A 20724-nucleotide genomic window follows, 5' to 3' on the forward strand; every position below is an offset into this window, starting at 1 on the left:
ACTTTATGTCAGTGCCCCTACTTCTATGCTGCGTAGAGTTTGTCCACTATTTAACAATCGGAACATGAAGAAAGTAATTGATAATCAATATAACTAGCGTCATAGTAAATGAATTGGTTTCCGCCTAAGTTTAGCCATCCATTTTGTTCGTAATATACTTTATAAGCTTCGTTATGATGTAATGTTCGAATCAAATTGCCACTCATAGAAGGTTGATCTCGTAAATTTACATTATCGCCTGTAATTGTAGCGATTCCAATATAGTTGCAGTAACAAATATAACTAGGATCATAAAAAACAAATTCATTTCCGCCTAAGTTTAACCATCCATTTTGTTCGTAATATACTTTATAGGACTCATTGCGATGTAATGTTCCAATGACATCGCCGCTCATAGAAGGTTGATCTCGTAAATTCACATTATCACCTGCGATTGTAGCAATTCCTATATAGGAGCTATTAGGTCCATTGTTGTTATTATTCCCGTTATCCAAATTTACATAGGATATATTGCAATCGACATTGCTATTAATACCTTGTACACTTCCAGTATCTGTGTATTGCCAAATATCACATTCCATTCCTGCACCTCTTGGATTATAACGTGCAACCCACAATAAAGTATCTTGCAAGCGTGAAACGTTTAGACTATTTTGGAAGAAATATAGATTGCTATAAACGCCGGTATGTGTATACCCCGCATTTTTTAATTCTGTTAAAAATGCATTCACAGCATCTGTTAATGTGTCCGGATCTAAATTTGCATCATTGACTTCTACATCGACAAATACAGGTGCAGTTAATGTGACGCTCTGTAAATTTTTAATGAAGAAAGCAGCCTCTTGTCTTGCATCATTCACAGAGATTGCTCGAAAGAAGTGGTAAGCCCCTGTCAGGATGCCAACACTGTTTGCACCGTTGATATTGTATTGAAAGGTTGGATCAACAAAATTGGTACCTTGCTCAGAACCTTCTGTTACTTTTGCAATCATAAAGTTTACTTGATTCGGATCATTCTTTACTTGATTCCAATTAATATTTCCCTCATGGTGACTCACATCAATTCCAAATGACATGATATAACACTCCTAATTCGTTTATTTAATTTTTTGAGGTACTATACTACTTTATATTCTCAGTCTATTAAATTGTTAATGAATGTGTATGGGTAATTATACCATTTCTACTATTTTGGGTGATACTACAGTCTATCAATTAAGTATTTTTGTAAGAAAGCAGCTTATTTTATATTTTTTCCATGAGGGACATAATCCACTCGAGTTCATGTTCAATCTGTGATTTACTATATTGTACTACTTCGGAATGTTAACGAGTATGTCTTTTGAACCTAGCGAAGGTATAATGAATCCGAAAGAAGAAACGGAAGAAGTGGATGTAATTCCATTTTGCCATTTGAGTATGAATGAAAAAAGAAACAATTACTTTTGTTAGCGCTTGTTTCTTTTTTCATTCATTTTTTTGTAATATAGATGCTTGAGATAATAGAATACGAATCTTTTTTTGAAATAAAAAGGCTGGAATAGACCATATGTTACGGTTAGTCCTATGAATGCTTTTGAACTTACTTCAAGCGAATCTGTTTTTTAGTTATCTCCTTTATATATATTTACCAAACAGGTTTTGCGCTTGATGATAATTTACCTTTAGTTGCTTCACAAACTAATTTTGTTAAATCTTCTTTGAGCATGTGCATTCGTTCAGCACCTATCTTTTCAATCCAGCGCTGTTCTATCTCAGCTACTATCTCTTCTTTTGTTTTCATTACTAAACAGCCTTGTTCGGTTAAAACAATAATTTTCCCTCTCTTATCAGTGGGATGAGTTTGGCGTATTACATAACCACGTTCCTCAAGATAATCTACCATTTTACTCACAGCTTGTTTTGTAATTCCTAAGTATTCAGCTAGTTCTATACCTGTTGCTCCAGCAGGGTTGATACGTTTAAACATAAAACCATGTGCAGGTCTAATATCTCCAAATCCCAATTCGCTTAATCTGTCATGTAGTTCATCAATCAATGTACTATAAGATAATGATAAAATTGATGTAAGATCTAAGTCACTATTTACTTGATGATTCATCTATAATCCCTCCTTAAACAAAGTCAATTAAGTTGACTTTGTTTGAATTTCATTGTACTATGCAAAATATAGTCAATCAAGTTGACTATATTTGATTGTGAAAGAAAAATGAATACATTATGGAGGTTTCATATGGCTAATATCGTGAAAATTAGAGGAAGTGTATTTGCACCATATGCATGGTTGGAACCTATTAAGGATCCTGCAACAGGAAGGGTATTCGAATATACTGGTGATGCACGTGAATTTACACCATATGCTGTAAACACAATGCGGTCAAGATTAGAGCAAGAAGTGATTATTGATTTTTATAAAAAAGAAATTTTCTCACATGTAAATGCTTGTATCGTAACTGTGAAAATTACAAATCCAGATGGTTCTATTGAGCATAAAAAAGGAAAAACAACTACAGAAAACATTGTATGTACGAATGTTGTGTGGGGCGATGATGAAGTTTCTTTTGAAATGAGTGCAAGTGCCAGCAATCCTTTAAATGCAGCAGCACCTGCGGCTGACTATTTATTAACTATACGTGCTAGCAAAAGTGGAGCTTTGCATATTGAAGGTTCTCATGATGGTTTTCCCTGCTATGAATTTTATAAGCAAACAGATTTTGGTCCATTCGAATTAATATATACACATGATTTCAGAAAAACTGGTGACACTCCAGCAGCGTTAGCTGGAGAAATGGAATACAGTTTTAAAACGATGATATAGATATAAATATCAATCAGAAGAGTCGCTATTTAAACTAAAGGAATAGTAATTGATTATGCGAAAGAAATAGCGACCTGTTTTGCAGGGTGGCTCCATGTTATGAATTACCTAAAATAAAATTATAGAGGTGTGTCTCATGACTAATATCGTTAAAATTAGAGCAAGTGTATTTATTCCAATGTCTTGGACTGAACCTAAGAAGGATATTCAAACAGGAAACGTAATCGAATTCGAAGGTGACTCACGTGAATTTACACCATATGCTGTAAACGCTATGCGTTCCAGAATTGAACAAGAAGTAGTTGTAGATTTTTACAAAAAAGAAATTTTCACATATGCGAATACGGGTATAACAACAGAAAGAGTTACAACTTCAGATGGTTCCGTTAATAAAAGAACAGGAAAAGCGAGTACAGAAAATATTTTGTGCACGAATATTGTATGGAATTCTGATGACGTCAAGTTTCAAATGAGTGCAAGTGCTAGCAACCCATTAAATGTATATGCACCTCCCGTTGACTATCTATTAACTGTACATGTCAAAAAAGGTGGTACTGTTGATATTGAAGGTACACATGACGGATTCCCTTGCTATGAATTTTATAAACAAACAGATTTTGGTCCGTTTGAACAAATTCATACACATGATTTCAGAGAAACTGGTGATACAGCTGAAGCTCTAGGTGGAGAAATGGAGTATAGCTTTAAAAAGATATTGTAAAGTCAATGTGATACTACATTGTCATCGAACGAAGAGAAATTTGTATTCATAATAGGTATATTCCAAGAAGAACAAAATATTGAAGACATCGAAGTTTTAACAAAATTGGCCGAGGAAGTGGGACTTTCTCAGGATGCATTTAAAGAAGCATTAGTATCACGAAAGTACCGAGAAATGCATCAAAAAGCTCTAAAACATGCCCATGAAGAAGCGCAAATTATGGCTGTTCCAACGTTCATTATTGGTGACGAGGTCATTCAAGGATTCACTAGCAAAGAAAGATTAGCAAAGGCGATTGATCAAGAACTAGAAAAGGGTAAAGAAAATGAGTTGGATGAATTGCAATGTAATGTATATGGAGATTGTTAATGCTATAAATACTTGATGATTTATATATAAAATTCAAACAAAGTCAATTAGGTTGACTTTGTTTGAATTTTATTGTAATATTCGTAATATAGTCAACTTAATTGACTACATTGTTTTTGTTAAAAAAGAAATGGAATACCCATTTTTAATGAGTAAATATAGAACAACGTAAGAATGAGTAACAGGAGGAAAAGAGAATGACAACAGTTTTATTTGTAAAAGCAAACAATCGTCCAGCAGATCAGGCGGTGAGTGTGAGATTATATGAGGCTTTTTTAGCGAGCTATAAAGAATCCCACCCAAATGATACAGTGGTAGAGCTTAATTTATATAATGAAGAATTGCCGTATGTAGGAGTAGATATGATTAACGGCACATTTAAGGCGAGTAGAGGACTTGAGTTAACAGAAAAGGAAGCAAAAGCAGTAGCTGTTGCTGATAAATACTTAGATCAATTCCTTGCGGCTGATAAAGTTGTATTTGGTTTCCCGTTATGGAATTTAACAATCCCAGCCGTACTACACACATATATTGATTACTTAAACCGTGCGGGCAAAACATTTAAATATACGGCGGAAGGTCCAGTAGGTCTGATTGGAGATAAAAGAATTGCATTATTAAACGCAAGTGGCGGTGTATATTCTGAAGGGCCAAAAGCTGAAGTAGAAATGGCTGTTAAATATGTAGCAAGCATGATGGGTTTCTTCGGTGTAAAAGATATCGAGAAAGTAGTGATTGAAGGTCACAACCAATTCCCTGATAAAGCAGAAGAAATCATTGCTGCAGGACTTGAAAAGGCTATGAAAGTAGCAAGTACGTTCTAATTAACAAAACACTATGGCAGTACCAGCGATGGTACTGCTTTTTTATTTGCTCATCTGTAAGATATGAAACGATAGAAAGAAGGATTACATTATAATGGAACGTTTATGGACAAAGAACTATATTATGCTGACAATTACAGCGCTATTACTATTTAGTGGCTTTTATTTACTCATGCCAACACTGCCTATGTTTATTAAACAATTAGGGGGAAGTGAATCTCAAGTTGGATTTATTATAGGAGTGTTTACCATATCGGCAGTCATTTTACGTCCGATTGTTGGAGGATTAATGGATCGATATGGCAGGCGCGTATTTATAATAAGTGGGCTACTATTTTTTGCAATTACAATGTATTTTTATGATTGGGTAACAGGAGTTATATTTTTAGTGGTATTACGTATCCTTCATGGAATCAGCTGGGCATTTGCTACAACTTCGATCGGAACAGCTGTGACGGATGTGATTCCACCATCTCGTCGCGGAGAAGGCATGGGGTGGTATGGACTTGCAATGACTTTAGGCATGGCTTTAGGACCAATATTAGGTCTTTGGGTCGCAAAATCATTTTCATTTCATTATCTATTCCTTCTATGCACAGCGTTAGCGGTTATTGCATTCATACTTGCGCTTGGTACAAAAATACCAGCAGTTCAAAGTGCAGCAAAACAACCAATATCATTTTTCGAAAAAACAGTTTTACCAATCGCTGTTGTTACATTTTTCCTATCCCTGACTTTTGGTGGCATTACAACATTTTTACCATTGTTTGCGGCAAAAATTCAAGTTAATGCCGGTACTTTTTTCTTAGTTTATGCTGTCACACTTACAGTCATTAGACCACTTGCCGGGAAGATATCCGATAAACATGGAGAAGGGGTCATTATTGTTCCTGCGCTTATTACACTGATAATCGCACTATTCGTCCTAACAATGACAAAAGGGATTGTAGGACTAGTTATTACAGCTATTTTGTACGGAATTGGATTCGGATCAGCACAACCTGCTCTTCAAGTAGCAACGATCCGATTAGCTCCATCAGAGAAAAGAGGGGTCGCAAACGCTACATTTTTTACTGCTTTTGATTTGGGGATTGGCTTAGGATCCATGATTTTAGGACTTGTTTCACAAACCATGGGATATCAAATGCTATTTACTGTTTGTGCTATATCTGGGTTTATTAGTCTGTTGCTTTTCGTTTTGTTTGTGAAAAAGACATTAAAATAATATTTTAATTTAAGAAAAAAAGCCCATTAAAAAATGGGCTTTTTTTCTTAGAGGTTAATGATGACTAACCACTAAAACGGTTTGATGGAGAACTTATTGTAACACAATTGCCTTTATCTGAAAATATAAAAAACATATGCAATATTGCATTTTATCCAAATATTTCTTCATGCTATATTAATAGAGAACCTGTGGGGGGGGGAGAGAACATATGCAAAAACTTTTTATGGGAAGTTTAGTAGCATTCACAATGCTAACGAGTATGTCTTTTGAAGGTAGCGAAGTCGCAATGAATCCTAAAGAAGAAACAGAAGAAGTAGATTTAATGTCTATTTTGCCATTTGAGTACTAATAAAAAAGAAACAATCACTTATAACAAAGGGGATTGTTTCTTTTTTATTGATTATGTATACCTGAAATAATAGAATATGAATCTATTATGAAAAAGCCCGATTCATCCACGTTTAGTTTCATTAGCCTTTTGTATGTAATAGACTTCGTGTATCCACTCTTCAAGGATCATTATTGTTTTATTTGTTGCATCCATCCCTATTTTCATACCAATTGGAACGGTTAACATCGGGTGAGTGTGGCAACAATCAAAATCTGCAATAAAGGGTATGTTAATGCCATCTAAAACCTCTAATAGAATCTCATATGGTTTTTTACTTGTACCACTATCATTAAATTGCTCATGTTTCCCAAGGATTAAACCAGAAATTTTATTAAATACTCCATTGAGTTTTAATAACGAAAAACTTCTTTCAATAGTAGCAGCATCTTTTGATGTGTCTTCGATAAAAAGAATATCTCCTTCTTTTATTTCTGGCATATAGTCGCTACCCCAAATGCCAGTTAAAGTGTCTAAATTTCCTCCAATTAATCGTCCTGTTGCTTTTCCAGCATTTACACAGATCCACTCATTTTTTATACGTTGTTTTTCCTTCGTTTTTTCTTCCCAATTGATAAACTCATCCGTCCAATACGGCGGCTTTTTAATCGTATATGGTAATGTTTGTTTCTCCTCTAACATGTCACTAAAATATTCGTATGTAAAGTGAACAAATGGTTCAAATTCACCAAATGAGGGGATTAATGCAGGTCCATAAAATGTATGGATTCCAGTTTTGGCGTATATCCCAAGTAATATTGCAGTAACATCAGAATAACCTATCATGATTTTCGGGCTTTTTATAAAAGCTTCATAATCAATATAAGGCAATATTGAATTAGAATTCATGCCACCAATGGTTGACATGATACATTTGATGTTAGGGTTTCGTATTAATTCATTGAGTTCTTCTGCCCTCTCTTTAATGCTTCCAGACCGGTAGTTATCATGTCTTTTAGTTAAATTTCCTTCTATTATTCTAAAACCTTTGTTCTCTAGGAATTTTTTTGCCCGTTCAAATCTTTTAGGTGCTGTATAAGTTGCGGGTGATGAAGGAGAATAAATCCCGATTAAATCTCCTTTTTGTAATCTGCTGAGTTTCATTGTTTTCTCTCTCCTTTCGAACAATTTGATTTCACACGTACAAATGTAGATAACTTAAAGTAACGAAATAATATAAAAAGAAACTGACTTTAAGGTGTTGTCTTTTATGTTTCTATAAATGAATCTGTTGGTTGAACGAGGGAAGACTGTTATTGCAAGTATGATAAACCTTTTTAAACTATGTAACACACCCATTTTTAAATTGTTTCGGTGAAACATCAGTATATTTTTTAAAGACTTTCGTAAAATGACTTTGGTCATGAAAGTTTAATAGTGTGGAAATTTCTGACAAAGAATGTGTTGTATAGGTTATTAAGACTTTTGCCTCATCTATCTTGGCACGTTGGATATATTCGCTTGGTGAAACCCCTACCTCTTTTTTGAAAAGAACAGATAGATAACTAGGATTTAGTGCAGCTATTTTTGCTAAATGAGAAAGTGTAATATCTTCGTAGAGATGAGTGAATATATAATTTTGGCATGCGTTTATTGGTTTCGAATACTTGTGTATCTTCCCATTTTTTACTCGTTCCGAGAACTCAAGTAAAGCATTCTCCAAAAATGGAATAATTGCCTTACTTTCTTTTATTTCTTCAAGGTTTTGGATGAGTAAGTCACTAAGGGTATATGCGATTTCAGGGAATAGTCCACCATCTACGGCAGCTCTAGTCGCAAGCGTGATGGCTGCGATGGCGGAATTTTTTTGGCTTCGCAGGTGACTCGTTTTCGATAACACCCCCAGATTCTCTGATTCAAGTAATCCCCTTAGGTTTTGAATTAAATCATCCTTTTTCCCTTCTTTAACACACGCAAAGATTTTCTTCTCAGCCAGTGGATCGATATGAGTCATTAAATTTTGACGGCGTTCCGATATACATATATCTGGCTGTTCCACTTCGAATTTTTCCTTTTCTAACAACATATTTTTTTGCAGGATATCAACCATGTCTAATTTTTGTTGATACAGCATGTAATAAAGGACCATGCTCACATTTAAAAAATTCAAATTGCTTAAAACAGGGAGAGAATGATAATATCGAACCATTTCATCCTTGTTTATTTTGAGATGAAGATCATTAATGATTCCTTTAATTGATACTTCTGATAGCCTCGAATAAAGGACAGGACCGACAATGATGTTCCCGCTAAGTTGGTCATTTGAACGCAGGTTAATTGAGAAAAAGTTTTCAAGGCAGGAGGTTTCCCTCAGTACTGGAAAACGATAGAAAATTTCCTCTCTAAATAGTTGCCGAAATATCTCCTCTTTTGAAGAATACAAGGGGTTATGCTGAAAATTGCGGGAGAGTTCAAATACTAAAGCTCCCTTGTTATCAATAAAAAAGATAGGTATTTTATGCATATTAAAGACCAGCTTACAAATATAATATAAATCCTCTTGTTTGGAGAAATTCATTATTTTAACCTCCATTTTTAACAATTCAGCCAATATATAGACATAAAACCTCCGTTCTTTTTAGAATGCCATGCATAGAAGTGGTCAAGGCCCTTTCCTGCCACAGGCAAGGCTTTAAAACAAAGAGAGGAAGCGAGTGTAGATCATTTTTTGTTCTGTGTAGCAGGGATTTATATAACATCAGCTAAAATTTTTACAATTATTCTAAAATAAATACCATAATATCAAAAAAATAAAAACTATAATAGATTCAAGAAAGCGCTTACTGAGTAATCTTTTGACTAGGAGGATTATCATGAAAAGAGATGTTAAGCAAATTATTTCACAAATGACACTAGAAGAAAAGGCAAGTCTATGTTCTGGATTAGACTTTTGGAATACAAAAGGGATTGAGCGATTGGGAATTCCTTCAATTATGGTAACTGATGGACCGCATGGGCTTAGAAAACAGGCAGAGGGAGCAGATCACTTAGGGATTTATAATAGTGTCCCAGCTACTTGTTTCCCATCAGCAGTGGGATTAGCGAGTACGTGGAATAAAGAATTAATAAAACAAGTAGGAGTTGCATTAGGTGAGGAATGTCAGACTGAAAATGTCGGTGTTCTCCTTGGACCTGGTGCGAATATTAAGCGTTCGCCGCTGTGCGGAAGAAACTTTGAATATTTTTCAGAGGACCCTTATTTATCCTCTCAAATGGCTGCAAATCATATTAATGGCGTACAAAGTCAAGGAGTTGGAACATCATTAAAACATTTCGCGGCTAATAATCAAGAACATCGCAGAATGTCGACAGATGCAATTGTTGATGAGAGAGCATTGCGTGAAATATATCTTGCTAGTTTTGAGGGGGCTGTTAAGGAAGCACAGCCATGGACAGTAATGAGTGCTTACAACAAGGTGAATGGTGAATATGCTTCGGAAAATAACTATTTGTTAAATGATATTTTAAAGGATGAATGGGGATTTGAAGGTTTTATCGTTTCTGATTGGGGTGCAGTAAATGAGCGCGTTGCAAGTTTAGAGAACGGTTTAGAACTAGAAATGCCTTCGAGCTTTGGGATTGGTGAGAAGAAGATTGTTGATGCAGTTAATTGTGGACAGCTATCTGTAGAAAAGCTTGATCAAGCAGTAGAGCGTCTTCTTAACATTATTTTTAAAGCCGCTGACAATCATCGAGAAAACGCTGTGTATAGTAAGGAGGCGCATCATCAGCTTGCAAGAGAAGTCGCACGCGAAAGCATGGTTTTGTTAAAAAATGAAGATCACATTCTTCCATTGAAAAAAGCAGGAACGGTAGCTGTTATTGGGGAGTTCGCAAAGACATCTCGCTATCAAGGCGGCGGAAGCTCTCATATTAATCCAACAAAACTTGAAAGCATTCTCGAAGAAATCGAAACTGTATCAGGTGAAAATACGAATGTATTATTTGCTCAGGGCTATGATCTTGCCAGCGATGCTTTAGATGAAAATATGATTAAGGAAGCAAAGGAAGTAGCAACTGGAGCAGATACAGCGGTTCTATTCGTTGGACTTCCAGATCGTTATGAATCAGAAGGATATGACCGGAAGCATTTACAGCTGCCAGAAAATCACGTGCAATTAATTGAAGCAGTTGCAGAAGTTCAAAGTAATATTGTCGTAGTTTTAAGTAATGGTGCTCCAATTGAAATGCCATGGATAGGGAAAGTAAAAGGAATACTTGAAGGCTATTTAGGTGGACAAGCACTAGGCGGAGCAATTGCTGATTTATTATTTGGTGATGCGAGCCCAAGCGGAAAATTAGCGGAAACATTCCCGAAAGTTCTAAGCGATAATCCTTCTTACTTAAACTTCCCTGGTGAAGGTGACAAAGTGGAATACAAAGAAGGCATGTTCGTTGGATACCGTTATTATGATACGAAAAATATTGAACCATTGTTCCCATTTGGCTTTGGGTTAAGCTATACAAACTTTGAGTATAGTAATCTTTCAATTAATAAGAAAGAAATAAAAGATACGGATACTGTTTCTGTCAGTGTAAACGTGAAAAATACTGGCAATTCTGCAGGTAAAGAAATTGTTCAGCTTTATATAAAAGATGTGGAAAGCAGTATGATCCGTCCTGAGAAAGAGCTAAAAGGCTTTGAAAAAGTGGAATTACAGCCGGGAGAAGAAAAAACGGTTACTTTTACGTTAGCTAAAAGATCATTTGCTTATTATAACGCTGAATTGAAGGATTGGCATGTTGAAACAGGTGAGTTTGAAATTTTAGTAGGAAAGTCTTCCAGAGAGATTGTCTTGAATGATAGCATTTATGTTCAATCAACGGTTGTAATCCGCAAACCAGTACACCGTAATACGTTACTTGGAGACTTGTTTGCGGACCAAATTTTAGCACCAATTGCAAAAGAGCTTATGGTAAAGGCGTTAGAAGGTAGTCCGCTTGCTAGCATGACTGAAGGGGATAGCGATACCTCCGAATTGATGGATGCCATGCTGAACGATATGCCATTACGTGCATTGGTGAACTTTAGCGCAGGCGCTTTTACAGAGGAAATGTTGAGCGAAGTAATTGAGCTATTAAACCATGAGCAAATGAATCATTAAACGGTGAATTAGTTTTCTGTCCATAATTAAAACTATCAAAAAGGAGACGGTAATGATGAGTAATACAACTTCTTACGTTAATCTAGTTTCAAAATTGAGCGAGGAAATGCCAACTGTTAAAAAAAGAGGCTTCGATTTTATTGCGAAACCAATTCCTGATTCTGAGGCAATCGGCGAATTAGATCCTCGTGTTCTCCAAGTGACTTTACAAGCGGCCGAAAAAATGGCTGCGATGGAAAACCAGTCATTTGATCCTTCAGATACTCTCGGTTTTGTTACAGGAATGCGGGCTATGATGGGCTGGAACAATGACAACGTTACGAAAAGTAAAGTTGAAACTACTTATAAAACAATTGATGGCACAAATGGACCGATTCCATTGCGAATTTATACGCCTGCTAACGAAGGGATTCTGCCTGCGGTTGTCTTCTTTCACGGCGGAGGTTTCATAGGTGGCAGTGTTGATGTTGTAGAAAATCCGTGTAAATCATTGGCAGAAAAAGCAGGCGCCGTTGTCATTTCTGTTGATTATCGTTTAGCGCCTGAACATGTATATCCAGCAGGACTGATAGATTGTTTCGAGTCTGTAACATGGGTGTATGAGCACGCTGAAGAAATTCGTGTGAACCCACAGCAAATTGCTGTATCTGGAGACAGTGCGGGTGGGAATTTAGCTACGGTGTGCACGCTCATGGATATTGAAAAGGGAACGGACATGATTAAGTTCCAAGCGCTTATTTACCCAACAGTGAATATGGCTGGCGTTCAAACTGAGGATTTCAACTGGAGCCTCGACCAATATGAGATTCATAACTATTCTGAGCTTATCATTCCAATGATTAAAGGGTTGGCTGAAAGCGGCGAGTTATTTTTCCAGCTCTATTTGCAAAGTAAAGCGGAAATTACTGATTCTCACGTTTCTCCATTGCTGTCAGATCAGTTAGGCAGCATGCCGCCAACATTAATTGCAACTGCCGAATTTGATTATTTAAAAGTAGAGTGCGAAGCTTACGCGGCAAAACTTGCACGCAGCGGCGTTCCTACGAAGCTGATTCAGTATAACGGCACAGATCATGCGTTTATGGACAAAATTGGTCTATATCCGCAGGCGGAAGATTTAATGAATGAAATTGCGAAAGAGATGAAGAGAGTGTTTGCTTAATTAGAAAGAGCTTGTTCAAAAATACGTTTTTTGAACAAGCTCCAATATAAAAAGTATGTGTACAGGAAAAGCTGATTGTCATGATGAGGAAACAAGTAACAATGTTCAAAACCATTTTATTGTGAATGGTTTTTTTGTTTTTTTTCATTAGTATTAAAAATGATTGCCGTCTATTTGAAGTTTTCCTGAATTCCTGATATTATAAGGATAAGAACATATGTTCTTATCGATTGCAAAGGTGAGTATAGGGATAAATTACTACATAAAAAAGCAAGTCTAATGATTAGTAGTGCTAACTCAAGAAGGGAAATTGAGATATAGAAACGAATGTTTTGTACTATATTTCGAGAAAAAATTTGATTGTGGAGGAATTATTTATGTATGTAACAATTTCAGACTTTATTAATGAATGGAATAGAGAAGCGTTACTAACTCAAAAAGTTTTGGATGGTTCAACAGATGAATCATTACAACAACAAGTTTATCCAGAAGGTCGTACCTTGGGGAGGATTGCGTGGCATTTTACAACAAATATTCCGGAGTATTTAGCTCATTTCGGGTTGAAGATAGAGGGAGCAGAAAATGCAGAAAGTGTACCAACCTCAGCGAAGGAAATTGCTGAAACCTTTAAAAAGATAAGTCTCGATGTAGCAAAAGTTATTGAAGAACAATGGACAGATGAATCCCTAAAACAAATACAAGAAGCATTTGGAAGACAGGAATCAAATGCTTCAATCCTAATGGGGTTAATTAAGCACATTGTTCATCATCGTGGACAAGTTACCGTTCTTATGCGTCAAGCGAGAATAAAGCCATTTGGAGTTTATGGTCCACCAAAAGAAGATTGGATTCATTTAGGTGTGGAAAATCCACCACTATAGTACTACAAATTCATACTTCGACAAATTAAGGGAAACCTTTATAGTATAGGTTTCCCTTAATTTTAAGGTTATTAAGGAGAAGAGAAATGAAGGAATAGTTATTTCTCTTCTCTTTTTATAATGTTGCTAAAAAAATATAACTAAATTTGAATATTAATCATCATCGTATCGGCGTTGTTTACTGCATTTATGTTTACGTTGTTTATAGCAGTCAAAACATTGAGAAAAGGCGTTATCGCTACATTGTTCTGGATCACGTTCACAAGGATTAAAATTAGGATTAGCTAACACTTCGTATGGCCTCATCATATCGTAATCTTCATGTTCAAGAATATGACAGTGCCACGGATAGGTTCCTGTAAATGGACCAAAACGTGCAATAATTCGGGTCACTTCCCCGGGATTGGCACGAACCGTATCCTTCCATCCTCTTTCGTTTGGATCGGGTGGTATTGGCGGTCCAACTTTAAGATTAGAACCATTTGGATCGCCAGTAAATACAGCGCGATTCAAAATTTGAAAATTGACAAGGTGCAAGTGAATCGGGTGAGTGTCTGGTGTCGTATTGTACAGCTCCCAAATCTCTATCGTTCCATTATACGGGGTTTCTGTAATGGGTGCACTCCACTCCATGTTGTTTAATAATGGCATAGGGCGTCCAAATTTATCAGTAGCTTCAAGTAAAGTGTTTTTTCGTGTAGTTACAGCATCCTGCGGATTCAGGTGTTCCAAGCAACTCAACTTTTCTGGAATTTTGCTTTTGTCAGGTTTGTAGCATGTTTGTTTCACGCGAAATTGCATAATCTGTCTCAAATCTTCAGAAGGACTATCGCCGTCAGGGAATGGTGTTGGTGCGTCATTTGTTAAAATAATACTCTGACCATTATGGTTTGAAAAATCGATAATGACATCGGCGCGCTCTGCAGGGGCAAGGATGATTTCGGATTCTTTGACTGGTTTTTCCAAAAGGCCTCCATCTGTGCCGATTTGGACAAAATTTTGCCCAGAGCTCAGCTGTATACGATAAAAACGAGAATTGGAGCCGTTTAGGATGCGGAACCGGTATTTCCGCGGTTCAACCTCAAGATAAGGCCATACTTTTCCGTTTACTAAAATTGTGTTACCGAAAAATTCAGGGACGACTGACGGATTTGGTAACGTAGGATTGATTGGTGGAGGTGGCTGTGGTGCTGGTGGTGCCATATTTCCTGGTTGGGATGGATAGAATAGTTCACCATTGGCATAGAACGAACGATCCTGGATAACCAGAGGAATTTCATATTTTCCACTCGGAAGATTCAATTGTTTCTCTTCTTCATCTCTGAGAAGGTAGAAGCCCGCAAGACCTGCATAAACGTTCAACCGAGTGATGCCAAGGGCGTGATCATGATACCAAAGTGTTGTCGGGCGTTGACAGTTTGGATAATAGTAGACATCAGTCACAAATTTTGGCCCAACATTTTTAAAATCTCTTGTGAACCATGCATCAGGATAACCGTCACTTTCTGGACGAACCCGGCCGCCATGTAAATGGACAACCGTCCGAACAGAAGGTACGGATGCTTCCGCACCATGAACCGTTGTGTCAACGGGCAGCAGGTGTTCAAAGGGCAATTTGTTTTTCCATTTTACAAAAATAGGGTGATTTCTTTCTACTTCGAATGTAGGACCCGGGTACATACCGTTGTACCCCCAGACGGTAGTTGGCGGTAAATCACGATGTAATTGTTGTTTGATTTGCTTCATCGTTACCTCATAAAATGGAATTCCATTAGAGGTACCTTCTGGTTTTAAGACAGGAGGAATTGGTAAGGCATCGACAAATTTCTTTAAAGACAATGAACTGCCTCCTTTTAAAAATTAAATATTGTTTGTTATATATCATATGAATTTAATGTATGACGGTATAGACGGATTTTTATTAGGCTTTTACGATTATTTAAAATCATAATAATATAAAAATACATTAAGACTTGCTTTCATAGGGTATATATAAATTAAGAAACTCTTTCATTTTAGAGGGGGCAAGCGCATCTGACCAAGCATAGAAGCGGTCAGGGTCATGCTTCAAAAAACATGTATTCTCACATTTTTGTTCGTTCTTATGATTATGAATAGCGAGAAATAAGGTGATAGTTTTTTATAAAAGGTAAACTGTTAAAATAGTAATAAAGTGTTTGGAAGGATTGGAGGAGAGAGACTTGCTCGTTTTTATAAAAGTGCTTTTATTTGTTTCAATCCCTACGTATTCCTTTTTTAGGATGTTTTGGAATTATGTGAAGGAGAAATCAGTCAAAATCAAAGCAATAGATGTGTATGCCTCTATGATTATTTATTGTTTATTCATGCTAGGTTTTCTTCTAAATGGAGTGGCGAAGGATGCTGGTGAGCCATTGCATATTTTTGAAAGGACTGGTATTAAGGATAATGGATATGCTTCTCTTGCAAATGAATATGTAGTTTCAGTAATTGTCTTATTAACATTGGGCATGATCAGCTTTTGGATTGTAAGTCTTACTTATGGGGATCTTCCTCCGCTTGTTTATGTGGTATGCGGTACATTAATGATACTGAATATCATACTTGCGGTTGCCTATCTTACTCATACAGCCTTCTCAAATGATGGTGAAGAATTTTCGGTTTTCCTTCTGCAAACTAGCTTTCTATCATTGTTTTTTTTATATATCGCAAGCTTGAAAGATTCTCTGAACCGTTTTCTTGATAGCCAGAATGAAAAGGAGATTGAGTACAACAATAAATGTATGCTATTTCTCTTCAGGGTATGTAATAACTATCAAAAGGTGCCAAAACTATGGGCTATAAGCTTGTTTCCAGTTTTGATTATTATCCAGCTAATTTTGGTCCTGTTTGGACAACGACCAGATAGCCTTATTCGTGTGTTCCTTGAAACAAGCTCTTTCAACTATTCGAATATCCCTGCGCCAAAACCAGAAATAGTGCCAGGTGACGGGCATTATTTGTGTACTGTCTCTGCTAAAGGACATAAAAAATTGGTCAAGCCAGTTAGGGCAGGCATCAGAGGTGGAGAAAGAATCCCTGTGAACCGCCAGCTACTAATTGCTAATGCATTTGAGAACATTCTTGAACAATATGTTCCAAACTTCCATAAAGTCATCCGTAACTTTTATGACAAGTATGGCTACCCAATCAGCAGGCATATCAATTCAAAATGGTCTGCAGACATTATCTATCTTATCATGAAGCCTTTGGAATGGTTATTCCTTATTGTGTTGTATACGGTGGACAAAAAACCAGAAAACAGAATTCATAAGCAGTATAGTGAGTTGAGGAAGTGAAATTACTAGAGACGGTTGAGATGGTGACATTACATAATGGGGGCACTATACATTACTCTCAAGTTCAAAAGAAAAACCAACACCACCCGCAGTGGAAACCGAAGAACGGAGAAATGAAACCTGGCCCGGTAACAGAACGGAAGGGTTTTATCACCCATGTCAAGATTGGAAACGAACAGGCGACTTATCAGGAAATGGTGAACAAAGATGATTCTTCAAAAAAGTAAAACGGGTTATGTTAAAGAAATTACAGCAGATTTGGCGCGTTCTTATCAAGAACCATATCGCCACGTATCAGTACTAAAAACGAGTAAATTAGACCCTTCTACCATTCGGATTTTCCATCATATCGAAAAATATCAATCATTTTACAAAATTGTGTTTTTCAAAAAGGTTCCACTTATGTACTATTATTTATTGTTCGAGGAAATAAAACGTTTGTTACTTCAAGATAAAGAGGCTTTTCTTCAAGAAGGGATAAATCATTCACTCTATTGTTCCTACCAAGCAAATGCGATTATTGGCATCATTATTGAGTGGTATCAAAATGATTTTTCGTATAGTACAAGTTATTTAAATGATCAACTTGTGCAATTTTTGAATATGAGAGTAGGCGAATAGATTAATTAAATAGTCCATGAAGAAAATCTTCATGGACTATTTAGCTACTTAATGTAAAAGATTAATAGCTTGTTTTAGGGGTTGAACTATATTTATTATTGCCTTCTTCACTATCCTGACAGCAGAATATAATGAGAACGGTATCGCCGATTCGATAATGTTCAACATTCTAAATGCACGAAAAGGAGCTGACATTAGTCTTTTTTCTCGTCCTGCTCCTGCTGCTTTGCTAATAATAAACTCCTAAGCACATGCGCTCGGTAACTCTCCAATTTCCGCCCCTCATAATAATTAATTCCAAGCTTCTTTAACTCATACACGTACCAGCCTTTTGTTCCGTAATACATGATGAATCTTCTCCTTTTGAATTTTTTACAGTATATGCTTGAGTATGAAAAGGAAAGCTTGTCTTGTTTATCCAAAGTGTGGATTTTTGTGCGTGCTATAATAGAAGAAAATTCAAAATATTGGAGGGCTTACGATGCCAATCTACAACAAATTAGTACGCGATCGTATCCCAGAAATTATTGAAAAAACAGGAAAGACATGCACAACAAGAACTTTAGATGAAAAAGAATACATAGAAGAAATATGTAAAAAAATACAAGAAGAATTATCAGAGTATGTAGAAGCAGAAACTCTAGAACATAAAGTAGAAGAACTAGCTGATTTACTAGAGCTTGTTAACGCCCTAGCGCAGTACCAAGGTGTAACGCTTGAAGACGTTGAAAAGGTCCGCAAAGAAAAGGAAGAAAAGTGAGGTGGGAGGCATGCGCCCGATAGGTGAGGGCTGATTAAAGTTTCACTTTATCTAAACAGATAATAATTCACAAAAACCACACAGGAATTCCTCCTGTGCGGTTCCACATACTTTTTATACTAAATTTCCGTCTCTAAGTGTTAATATCCGATCACATACATCGAGAATTTTCTCATCATGCGTAATCATAATCGCAGCTTTTTGACTTTCTTTTACTTCTCGTTTCATCATTTCGACAACTTCTCGTCCACGTTTTGAATCAAGGCTTGCGGTTGGTTCATCTGCTAATATTAAATCTGGATTATTCATAAAAGCACGAGCAATCGCAACTCTTTGTCTTTCTCCACCAGATAACTGATGTGGATAGTGATTTTTTCTCTGAGATAGTCCAAATACTGTTAGCAAGTGATTCGCGCGTGTTTCAGATTCTTGTCGGCCTTCTTTCCTTAATTTGGAAATGTATAGTAATTGTTCTTTTACATTTAAATAGGGAACAAGATTAGCGAATTGAAAAATGAACCCGATCTTTCTTAACCGAATATCTGTCATTTCTTTTTCTGATAAATGGGTAATATTTTGCTCACCAATGTAAATATCACCTTTTGATGGTGATAATAATGCTCCAGCAATCGATAATAATGTACTTTTTCCTGAACCAGAAGGACCCACAATACCGATGAATTCTCCAGCTTTCACATCAAGTGAAGTTGGATGAAGGGCTGTTACCTCTGTATTTCCTTCGCCGTATACTTTACTAACTCTATCTAGTTTCAATAGCGATGTCATTACATGCCGCCTCCAATTGCCTCTAGTGCATCTACTTTTAATACTTGATATAAGGAAATCAGTGATCCTAGTATACTAATTACAATAAAGATTCCTGCATATTGGCCAATCGTTGTTGTTGTCAATAAGAACGGCATACTTTTGGGCAAAATTCTTTGCAAAATTTCTACAAGTACAACGCTTATCGTCATCGCGCCAACAGACAAGAATAATACTTGTACAACTAACATATTCGCTAAATACGAATTTTTCGTTCCAATAGCTTTTAGTACACCTAATTGCTGTGTTTTTTGTAATGTAATCACATAGAAGAATACACCGATTAAGAGCGTTGCAATTACGAGTAAGAATGCAATAATCATTGTTAATGAGTTTTGTTGCCCTTTATGGCCTGGAATATTTTGAAGAACTTCGTTTTTCTCTATTACATGTGCATTTTTTACTTCCTGATCAGTCCGAATGGCAATTGCGTTGTAATCCTTTTGGATCGACTGTGCAATTTCTCCCCATACATCTTGATTCACATAAACAACAGGTGTGTGACTGAACTTTTGATCTTTTGTAAAGCCAGTAATTTTAAATTCTTTTTTAGAAACTGGATCGATAATCACATCTCCAATATCTATACCTTTTTCTTTAATCGATTCGTCAGCAATCATTTCGTTTTGTGCTGTACCTAATGCATGCCCTTTCACAATCTTTGGTTCCAAAAATGTTTCGCGTTCACTTGCAAATATTGCAATATCAACCTTTTTTGAACTATCCTTCTTTTCATATGTAGAAATTTTCACATGGAATGGTACAGCATCTTTTGCCCCCACTTGCTTTACTACATCATCCACATCTTCTTTCTTAATTTGTGAGCGGAGCAATGAATTTTCCGCATCATTTGCTAACACAAACTTTTTGGCATCCATATTTTGAATGGAAGAGACAGTATTATGCGCTAAACCATTTGCTAATCCAGAAATCACAAGGACTAAAAATGATAATAAAATCATCATAAGTCCAATTAATCCATATTTTAATTTTGATTGCTTTAATTCACGCAGAGCTAAAAACATTCTGCTTGGCCTCCTTATTTATCTCTATTTCTTTCTTCTCTTTTTCTTCTTGTACTTAACATGGTTAATTACCACTGTGCAACAAACAGGAAATAAAAAGTAAATATAATCTTGTCATTATTAGATTTAAATCTGTGTATACAACTAAAATTCCTGCGGTAGCTTGAAATATGACAAGGATAAATAAAATGAACTACCCTCGATATATCACTCATTGTTGTTGATAATGACGTGTAGCAAATTCATCATATTTTCTTTTTTTATTACTATCCAAAACACATGTGACTAAAAAGGCATATGTTTATCATATTGGTTTGTTAAAATTTGGACAATGGATATAGTAGTTTTGAAACAAATAATTCACAATTGGAAAGCAATATTAGGACTACTTTCAAGAAAAGAACAAACTGGTTATGATCTATATCTTATTTTTCAAGAGCAGATTATATATTTTTGGAATTCAAGTCATTCGCAAACGGATTGAAGAGTTGAGGCAGCAACAATCATAAGTTCCTACTTCAAAACAAGTTAAGCGAGAAATAAAGTGAAACTTTCATCGGTGGGGGGGTTCTTTATCCCCCACCGATGGTCAGCCTTCACCAATCGGGCCAGATTGGTGAATAAGCTTTTTGAACAGGGAGGATTGTTTAATAAAGGGATTTTAAGAATGATAACCGAAT

The 20724-nt window shown here is 36.1% G+C and carries 20 protein-coding genes and 1 pseudogene; 13 read left to right on the plus strand and 8 right to left on the minus strand.

Going from position 1 to position 20724, the window contains the following annotated elements:
* Window positions 1-50: 50 nt before the first annotated feature.
* Both PLX19_RS03035 and PLX19_RS03040 read right to left on the minus strand, forming a co-directional pair.
* The gene (locus PLX19_RS03035) at window positions 51-1076 is read right to left on the minus strand and encodes a GH25 family lysozyme (protein ID WP_272187035.1); all 1026 of its coding nucleotides are present in this window, start codon (window positions 1074-1076) and stop codon (window positions 51-53) included.
* A 551-nt stretch (window positions 1077-1627) separates the two neighbouring features.
* Window positions 1628-2101: a MarR family winged helix-turn-helix transcriptional regulator gene (locus PLX19_RS03040; RefSeq protein ID WP_272187036.1), complete on the minus strand. Its 474-nt coding sequence runs from the start codon at window positions 2099-2101 to the stop codon at window positions 1628-1630.
* 132 nt (window positions 2102-2233) lie between these two features.
* On the opposite strand from PLX19_RS03040, the gene PLX19_RS03045 reads away from it, so the two are divergent.
* The 6 genes and pseudogenes from PLX19_RS03045 (at window position 2234) to PLX19_RS03070 (ending at window position 6309) form a co-directional block, all read left to right on the plus strand.
* Window positions 2234-2818: a DUF3238 domain-containing protein gene (locus PLX19_RS03045; RefSeq protein ID WP_272187037.1), complete on the plus strand. Its 585-nt coding sequence runs from the start codon at window positions 2234-2236 to the stop codon at window positions 2816-2818.
* 136 nt (window positions 2819-2954) lie between these two features.
* Complete coding sequence (locus PLX19_RS03050) at window positions 2955-3539, plus strand: DUF3238 domain-containing protein (protein ID WP_272187038.1); 585 nt, start codon at window positions 2955-2957, stop codon at window positions 3537-3539.
* A 27-nt stretch (window positions 3540-3566) separates the two neighbouring features.
* Window positions 3567-3908, plus strand: a pseudogene (locus tag PLX19_RS03055) (DsbA family oxidoreductase); the annotation flags it as partial.
* Window positions 3909-4105: 197 nt separating this feature from the next.
* On the plus strand, window positions 4106-4732 hold the full coding sequence (locus tag PLX19_RS03060; RefSeq protein WP_272187040.1) for an FMN-dependent NADH-azoreductase: 627 nt from the start codon (window positions 4106-4108) through the stop codon (window positions 4730-4732).
* Window positions 4733-4826: 94 nt separating this feature from the next.
* Entirely contained in the window at window positions 4827-5957 is a 1131-nt protein-coding gene (locus PLX19_RS03065; RefSeq protein ID WP_272187041.1) for an MFS transporter, read from the plus strand.
* Between the two features lie 211 nt (window positions 5958-6168).
* Window positions 6169-6309 carry a hypothetical protein gene (locus tag PLX19_RS03070; RefSeq protein ID WP_272187042.1) on the plus strand — a complete coding sequence of 47 codons (141 nt, stop codon included), beginning with the start codon at window positions 6169-6171 and terminating at the stop codon, window positions 6307-6309.
* A gap of 102 nt (window positions 6310-6411) precedes the next feature.
* Here the strand turns inward: PLX19_RS03070 and PLX19_RS03075 are convergent, their stop codons facing one another.
* Entirely contained in the window at window positions 6412-7452 is a 1041-nt protein-coding gene (locus tag PLX19_RS03075) for a S66 family peptidase (RefSeq protein WP_272187043.1), read from the minus strand.
* 178 nt (window positions 7453-7630) lie between these two features.
* Window positions 7631-8866, minus strand: a complete 1236-nt coding sequence (locus tag PLX19_RS03080) for a helix-turn-helix domain-containing protein (protein WP_272187044.1) — start codon at window positions 8864-8866, stop codon at window positions 7631-7633.
* 295 nt (window positions 8867-9161) lie between these two features.
* Here PLX19_RS03080 and PLX19_RS03085 point away from each other — a divergent pair, with 295 nt between their 5' ends.
* The 3 genes from PLX19_RS03085 (at window position 9162) to PLX19_RS03095 (ending at window position 13496) form a co-directional block, all read left to right on the plus strand.
* Window positions 9162-11453, plus strand: a complete 2292-nt coding sequence (locus PLX19_RS03085; RefSeq protein ID WP_272187045.1) for a glycoside hydrolase family 3 C-terminal domain-containing protein — start codon at window positions 9162-9164, stop codon at window positions 11451-11453.
* A 55-nt stretch (window positions 11454-11508) separates the two neighbouring features.
* Window positions 11509-12615, plus strand: a complete 1107-nt coding sequence (locus PLX19_RS03090; protein ID WP_272187046.1) for an alpha/beta hydrolase — start codon at window positions 11509-11511, stop codon at window positions 12613-12615.
* Between the two features lie 377 nt (window positions 12616-12992).
* Window positions 12993-13496, plus strand: a complete 504-nt coding sequence (locus tag PLX19_RS03095) for a DinB family protein (protein WP_272187047.1) — start codon at window positions 12993-12995, stop codon at window positions 13494-13496.
* 153 nt (window positions 13497-13649) lie between these two features.
* Here PLX19_RS03095 and PLX19_RS03100 read toward each other — a convergent pair whose 3' ends face one another.
* The gene (locus PLX19_RS03100; RefSeq protein ID WP_272187048.1) at window positions 13650-15335 is read right to left on the minus strand and encodes a multicopper oxidase family protein; all 1686 of its coding nucleotides are present in this window, start codon (window positions 15333-15335) and stop codon (window positions 13650-13652) included.
* Between the two features lie 380 nt (window positions 15336-15715).
* Between PLX19_RS03100 and PLX19_RS03105 the strand changes: the two genes are divergently transcribed.
* Genes PLX19_RS03105 through PLX19_RS03115 form a run of 3 tightly spaced genes read left to right on the plus strand, consistent with a single transcriptional unit; the run spans window position 15716 to window position 17434 of the window.
* Window positions 15716-16813, plus strand: a complete 1098-nt coding sequence (locus PLX19_RS03105; protein WP_334313756.1) for a DUF6688 domain-containing protein — start codon at window positions 15716-15718, stop codon at window positions 16811-16813.
* The gene (locus tag PLX19_RS03110) at window positions 16810-17040 is read left to right on the plus strand and encodes a hypothetical protein (protein ID WP_272187050.1); all 231 of its coding nucleotides are present in this window, start codon (window positions 16810-16812) and stop codon (window positions 17038-17040) included. The genes PLX19_RS03105 and PLX19_RS03110 overlap by 4 nt, the downstream gene beginning before the upstream one ends.
* Window positions 17021-17434, plus strand: coding sequence for a TetR-like C-terminal domain-containing protein (locus PLX19_RS03115; RefSeq protein WP_272187051.1), 414 nt, complete (start codon window positions 17021-17023; stop codon window positions 17432-17434). The genes PLX19_RS03110 and PLX19_RS03115 overlap by 20 nt, the downstream gene beginning before the upstream one ends.
* 194 nt (window positions 17435-17628) lie before the next feature.
* On the opposite strand, the gene PLX19_RS03120 is transcribed toward PLX19_RS03115, so the two are convergent.
* A complete protein-coding gene (locus PLX19_RS03120) occupies window positions 17629-17781 on the minus strand; it encodes a YflJ family protein (RefSeq protein WP_272187052.1) in 153 nt (50 codons plus the stop codon).
* 134 nt (window positions 17782-17915) lie between these two features.
* On the opposite strand from PLX19_RS03120, the gene PLX19_RS03125 reads away from it, so the two are divergent.
* Entirely contained in the window at window positions 17916-18194 is a 279-nt protein-coding gene (locus PLX19_RS03125) for a nucleoside triphosphate pyrophosphohydrolase (RefSeq protein WP_272187053.1), read from the plus strand.
* Window positions 18195-18308: 114 nt separating this feature from the next.
* Here PLX19_RS03125 and PLX19_RS03130 read toward each other — a convergent pair whose 3' ends face one another.
* Together PLX19_RS03130 and PLX19_RS03135 are read right to left on the minus strand one after the other, a co-directional pair.
* Window positions 18309-18980: an ABC transporter ATP-binding protein gene (locus PLX19_RS03130; protein ID WP_272187054.1), complete on the minus strand. Its 672-nt coding sequence runs from the start codon at window positions 18978-18980 to the stop codon at window positions 18309-18311.
* Complete coding sequence (locus PLX19_RS03135; protein ID WP_272187055.1) at window positions 18980-20044, minus strand: ABC transporter permease; 1065 nt, start codon at window positions 20042-20044, stop codon at window positions 18980-18982. The genes PLX19_RS03130 and PLX19_RS03135 overlap by 1 nt, the downstream gene beginning before the upstream one ends.
* Window positions 20045-20724: the final 680 nt, after the last annotated feature.

Origin of the sequence: Bacillus sp. BP-3 (assembly GCF_028401955.1) — a bacterium.
Classification (GTDB): Bacteria; Bacillota; Bacilli; order Bacillales; family Bacillaceae_G; genus Bacillus_A.

What these genes read in the sequence shown, in the direction of transcription:
- PLX19_RS03035 (WP_272187035.1), bottom strand. Translation starts at nt 1,076, where the DNA reads ATGTCATTTGGAATTGATGTGAGTCACCATGAGGGAAATATTAATTGG.
- PLX19_RS03040 (WP_272187036.1), bottom strand. Translation starts at nt 2,101, where the DNA reads ATGAATCATCAAGTAAATAGTGACTTAGATCTTACATCAATTTTATCA.
- PLX19_RS03045 (WP_272187037.1), top strand. Translation starts at nt 2,234, where the DNA reads ATGGCTAATATCGTGAAAATTAGAGGAAGTGTATTTGCACCATATGCA.
- PLX19_RS03050 (WP_272187038.1), top strand. Translation starts at nt 2,955, where the DNA reads ATGACTAATATCGTTAAAATTAGAGCAAGTGTATTTATTCCAATGTCT.
- PLX19_RS03060 (WP_272187040.1), top strand. Translation starts at nt 4,106, where the DNA reads ATGACAACAGTTTTATTTGTAAAAGCAAACAATCGTCCAGCAGATCAG.
- PLX19_RS03065 (WP_272187041.1), top strand. Translation starts at nt 4,827, where the DNA reads ATGGAACGTTTATGGACAAAGAACTATATTATGCTGACAATTACAGCG.
- PLX19_RS03070 (WP_272187042.1), top strand. Translation starts at nt 6,169, where the DNA reads ATGCAAAAACTTTTTATGGGAAGTTTAGTAGCATTCACAATGCTAACG.
- PLX19_RS03075 (WP_272187043.1), bottom strand. Translation starts at nt 7,452, where the DNA reads ATGAAACTCAGCAGATTACAAAAAGGAGATTTAATCGGGATTTATTCT.
- PLX19_RS03080 (WP_272187044.1), bottom strand. Translation starts at nt 8,866, where the DNA reads ATGAATTTCTCCAAACAAGAGGATTTATATTATATTTGTAAGCTGGTC.
- PLX19_RS03085 (WP_272187045.1), top strand. Translation starts at nt 9,162, where the DNA reads ATGAAAAGAGATGTTAAGCAAATTATTTCACAAATGACACTAGAAGAA.
- PLX19_RS03090 (WP_272187046.1), top strand. Translation starts at nt 11,509, where the DNA reads ATGAGTAATACAACTTCTTACGTTAATCTAGTTTCAAAATTGAGCGAG.
- PLX19_RS03095 (WP_272187047.1), top strand. Translation starts at nt 12,993, where the DNA reads ATGTATGTAACAATTTCAGACTTTATTAATGAATGGAATAGAGAAGCG.
- PLX19_RS03115 (WP_272187051.1), top strand. Translation starts at nt 17,021, where the DNA reads ATGATTCTTCAAAAAAGTAAAACGGGTTATGTTAAAGAAATTACAGCA.
- PLX19_RS03120 (WP_272187052.1), bottom strand. Translation starts at nt 17,781, where the DNA reads ATGTATTACGGAACAAAAGGCTGGTACGTGTATGAGTTAAAGAAGCTT.
- PLX19_RS03125 (WP_272187053.1), top strand. Translation starts at nt 17,916, where the DNA reads ATGCCAATCTACAACAAATTAGTACGCGATCGTATCCCAGAAATTATT.
- PLX19_RS03130 (WP_272187054.1), bottom strand. Translation starts at nt 18,980, where the DNA reads ATGACATCGCTATTGAAACTAGATAGAGTTAGTAAAGTATACGGCGAA.
- PLX19_RS03135 (WP_272187055.1), bottom strand. Translation starts at nt 20,044, where the DNA reads ATGTTTTTAGCTCTGCGTGAATTAAAGCAATCAAAATTAAAATATGGA.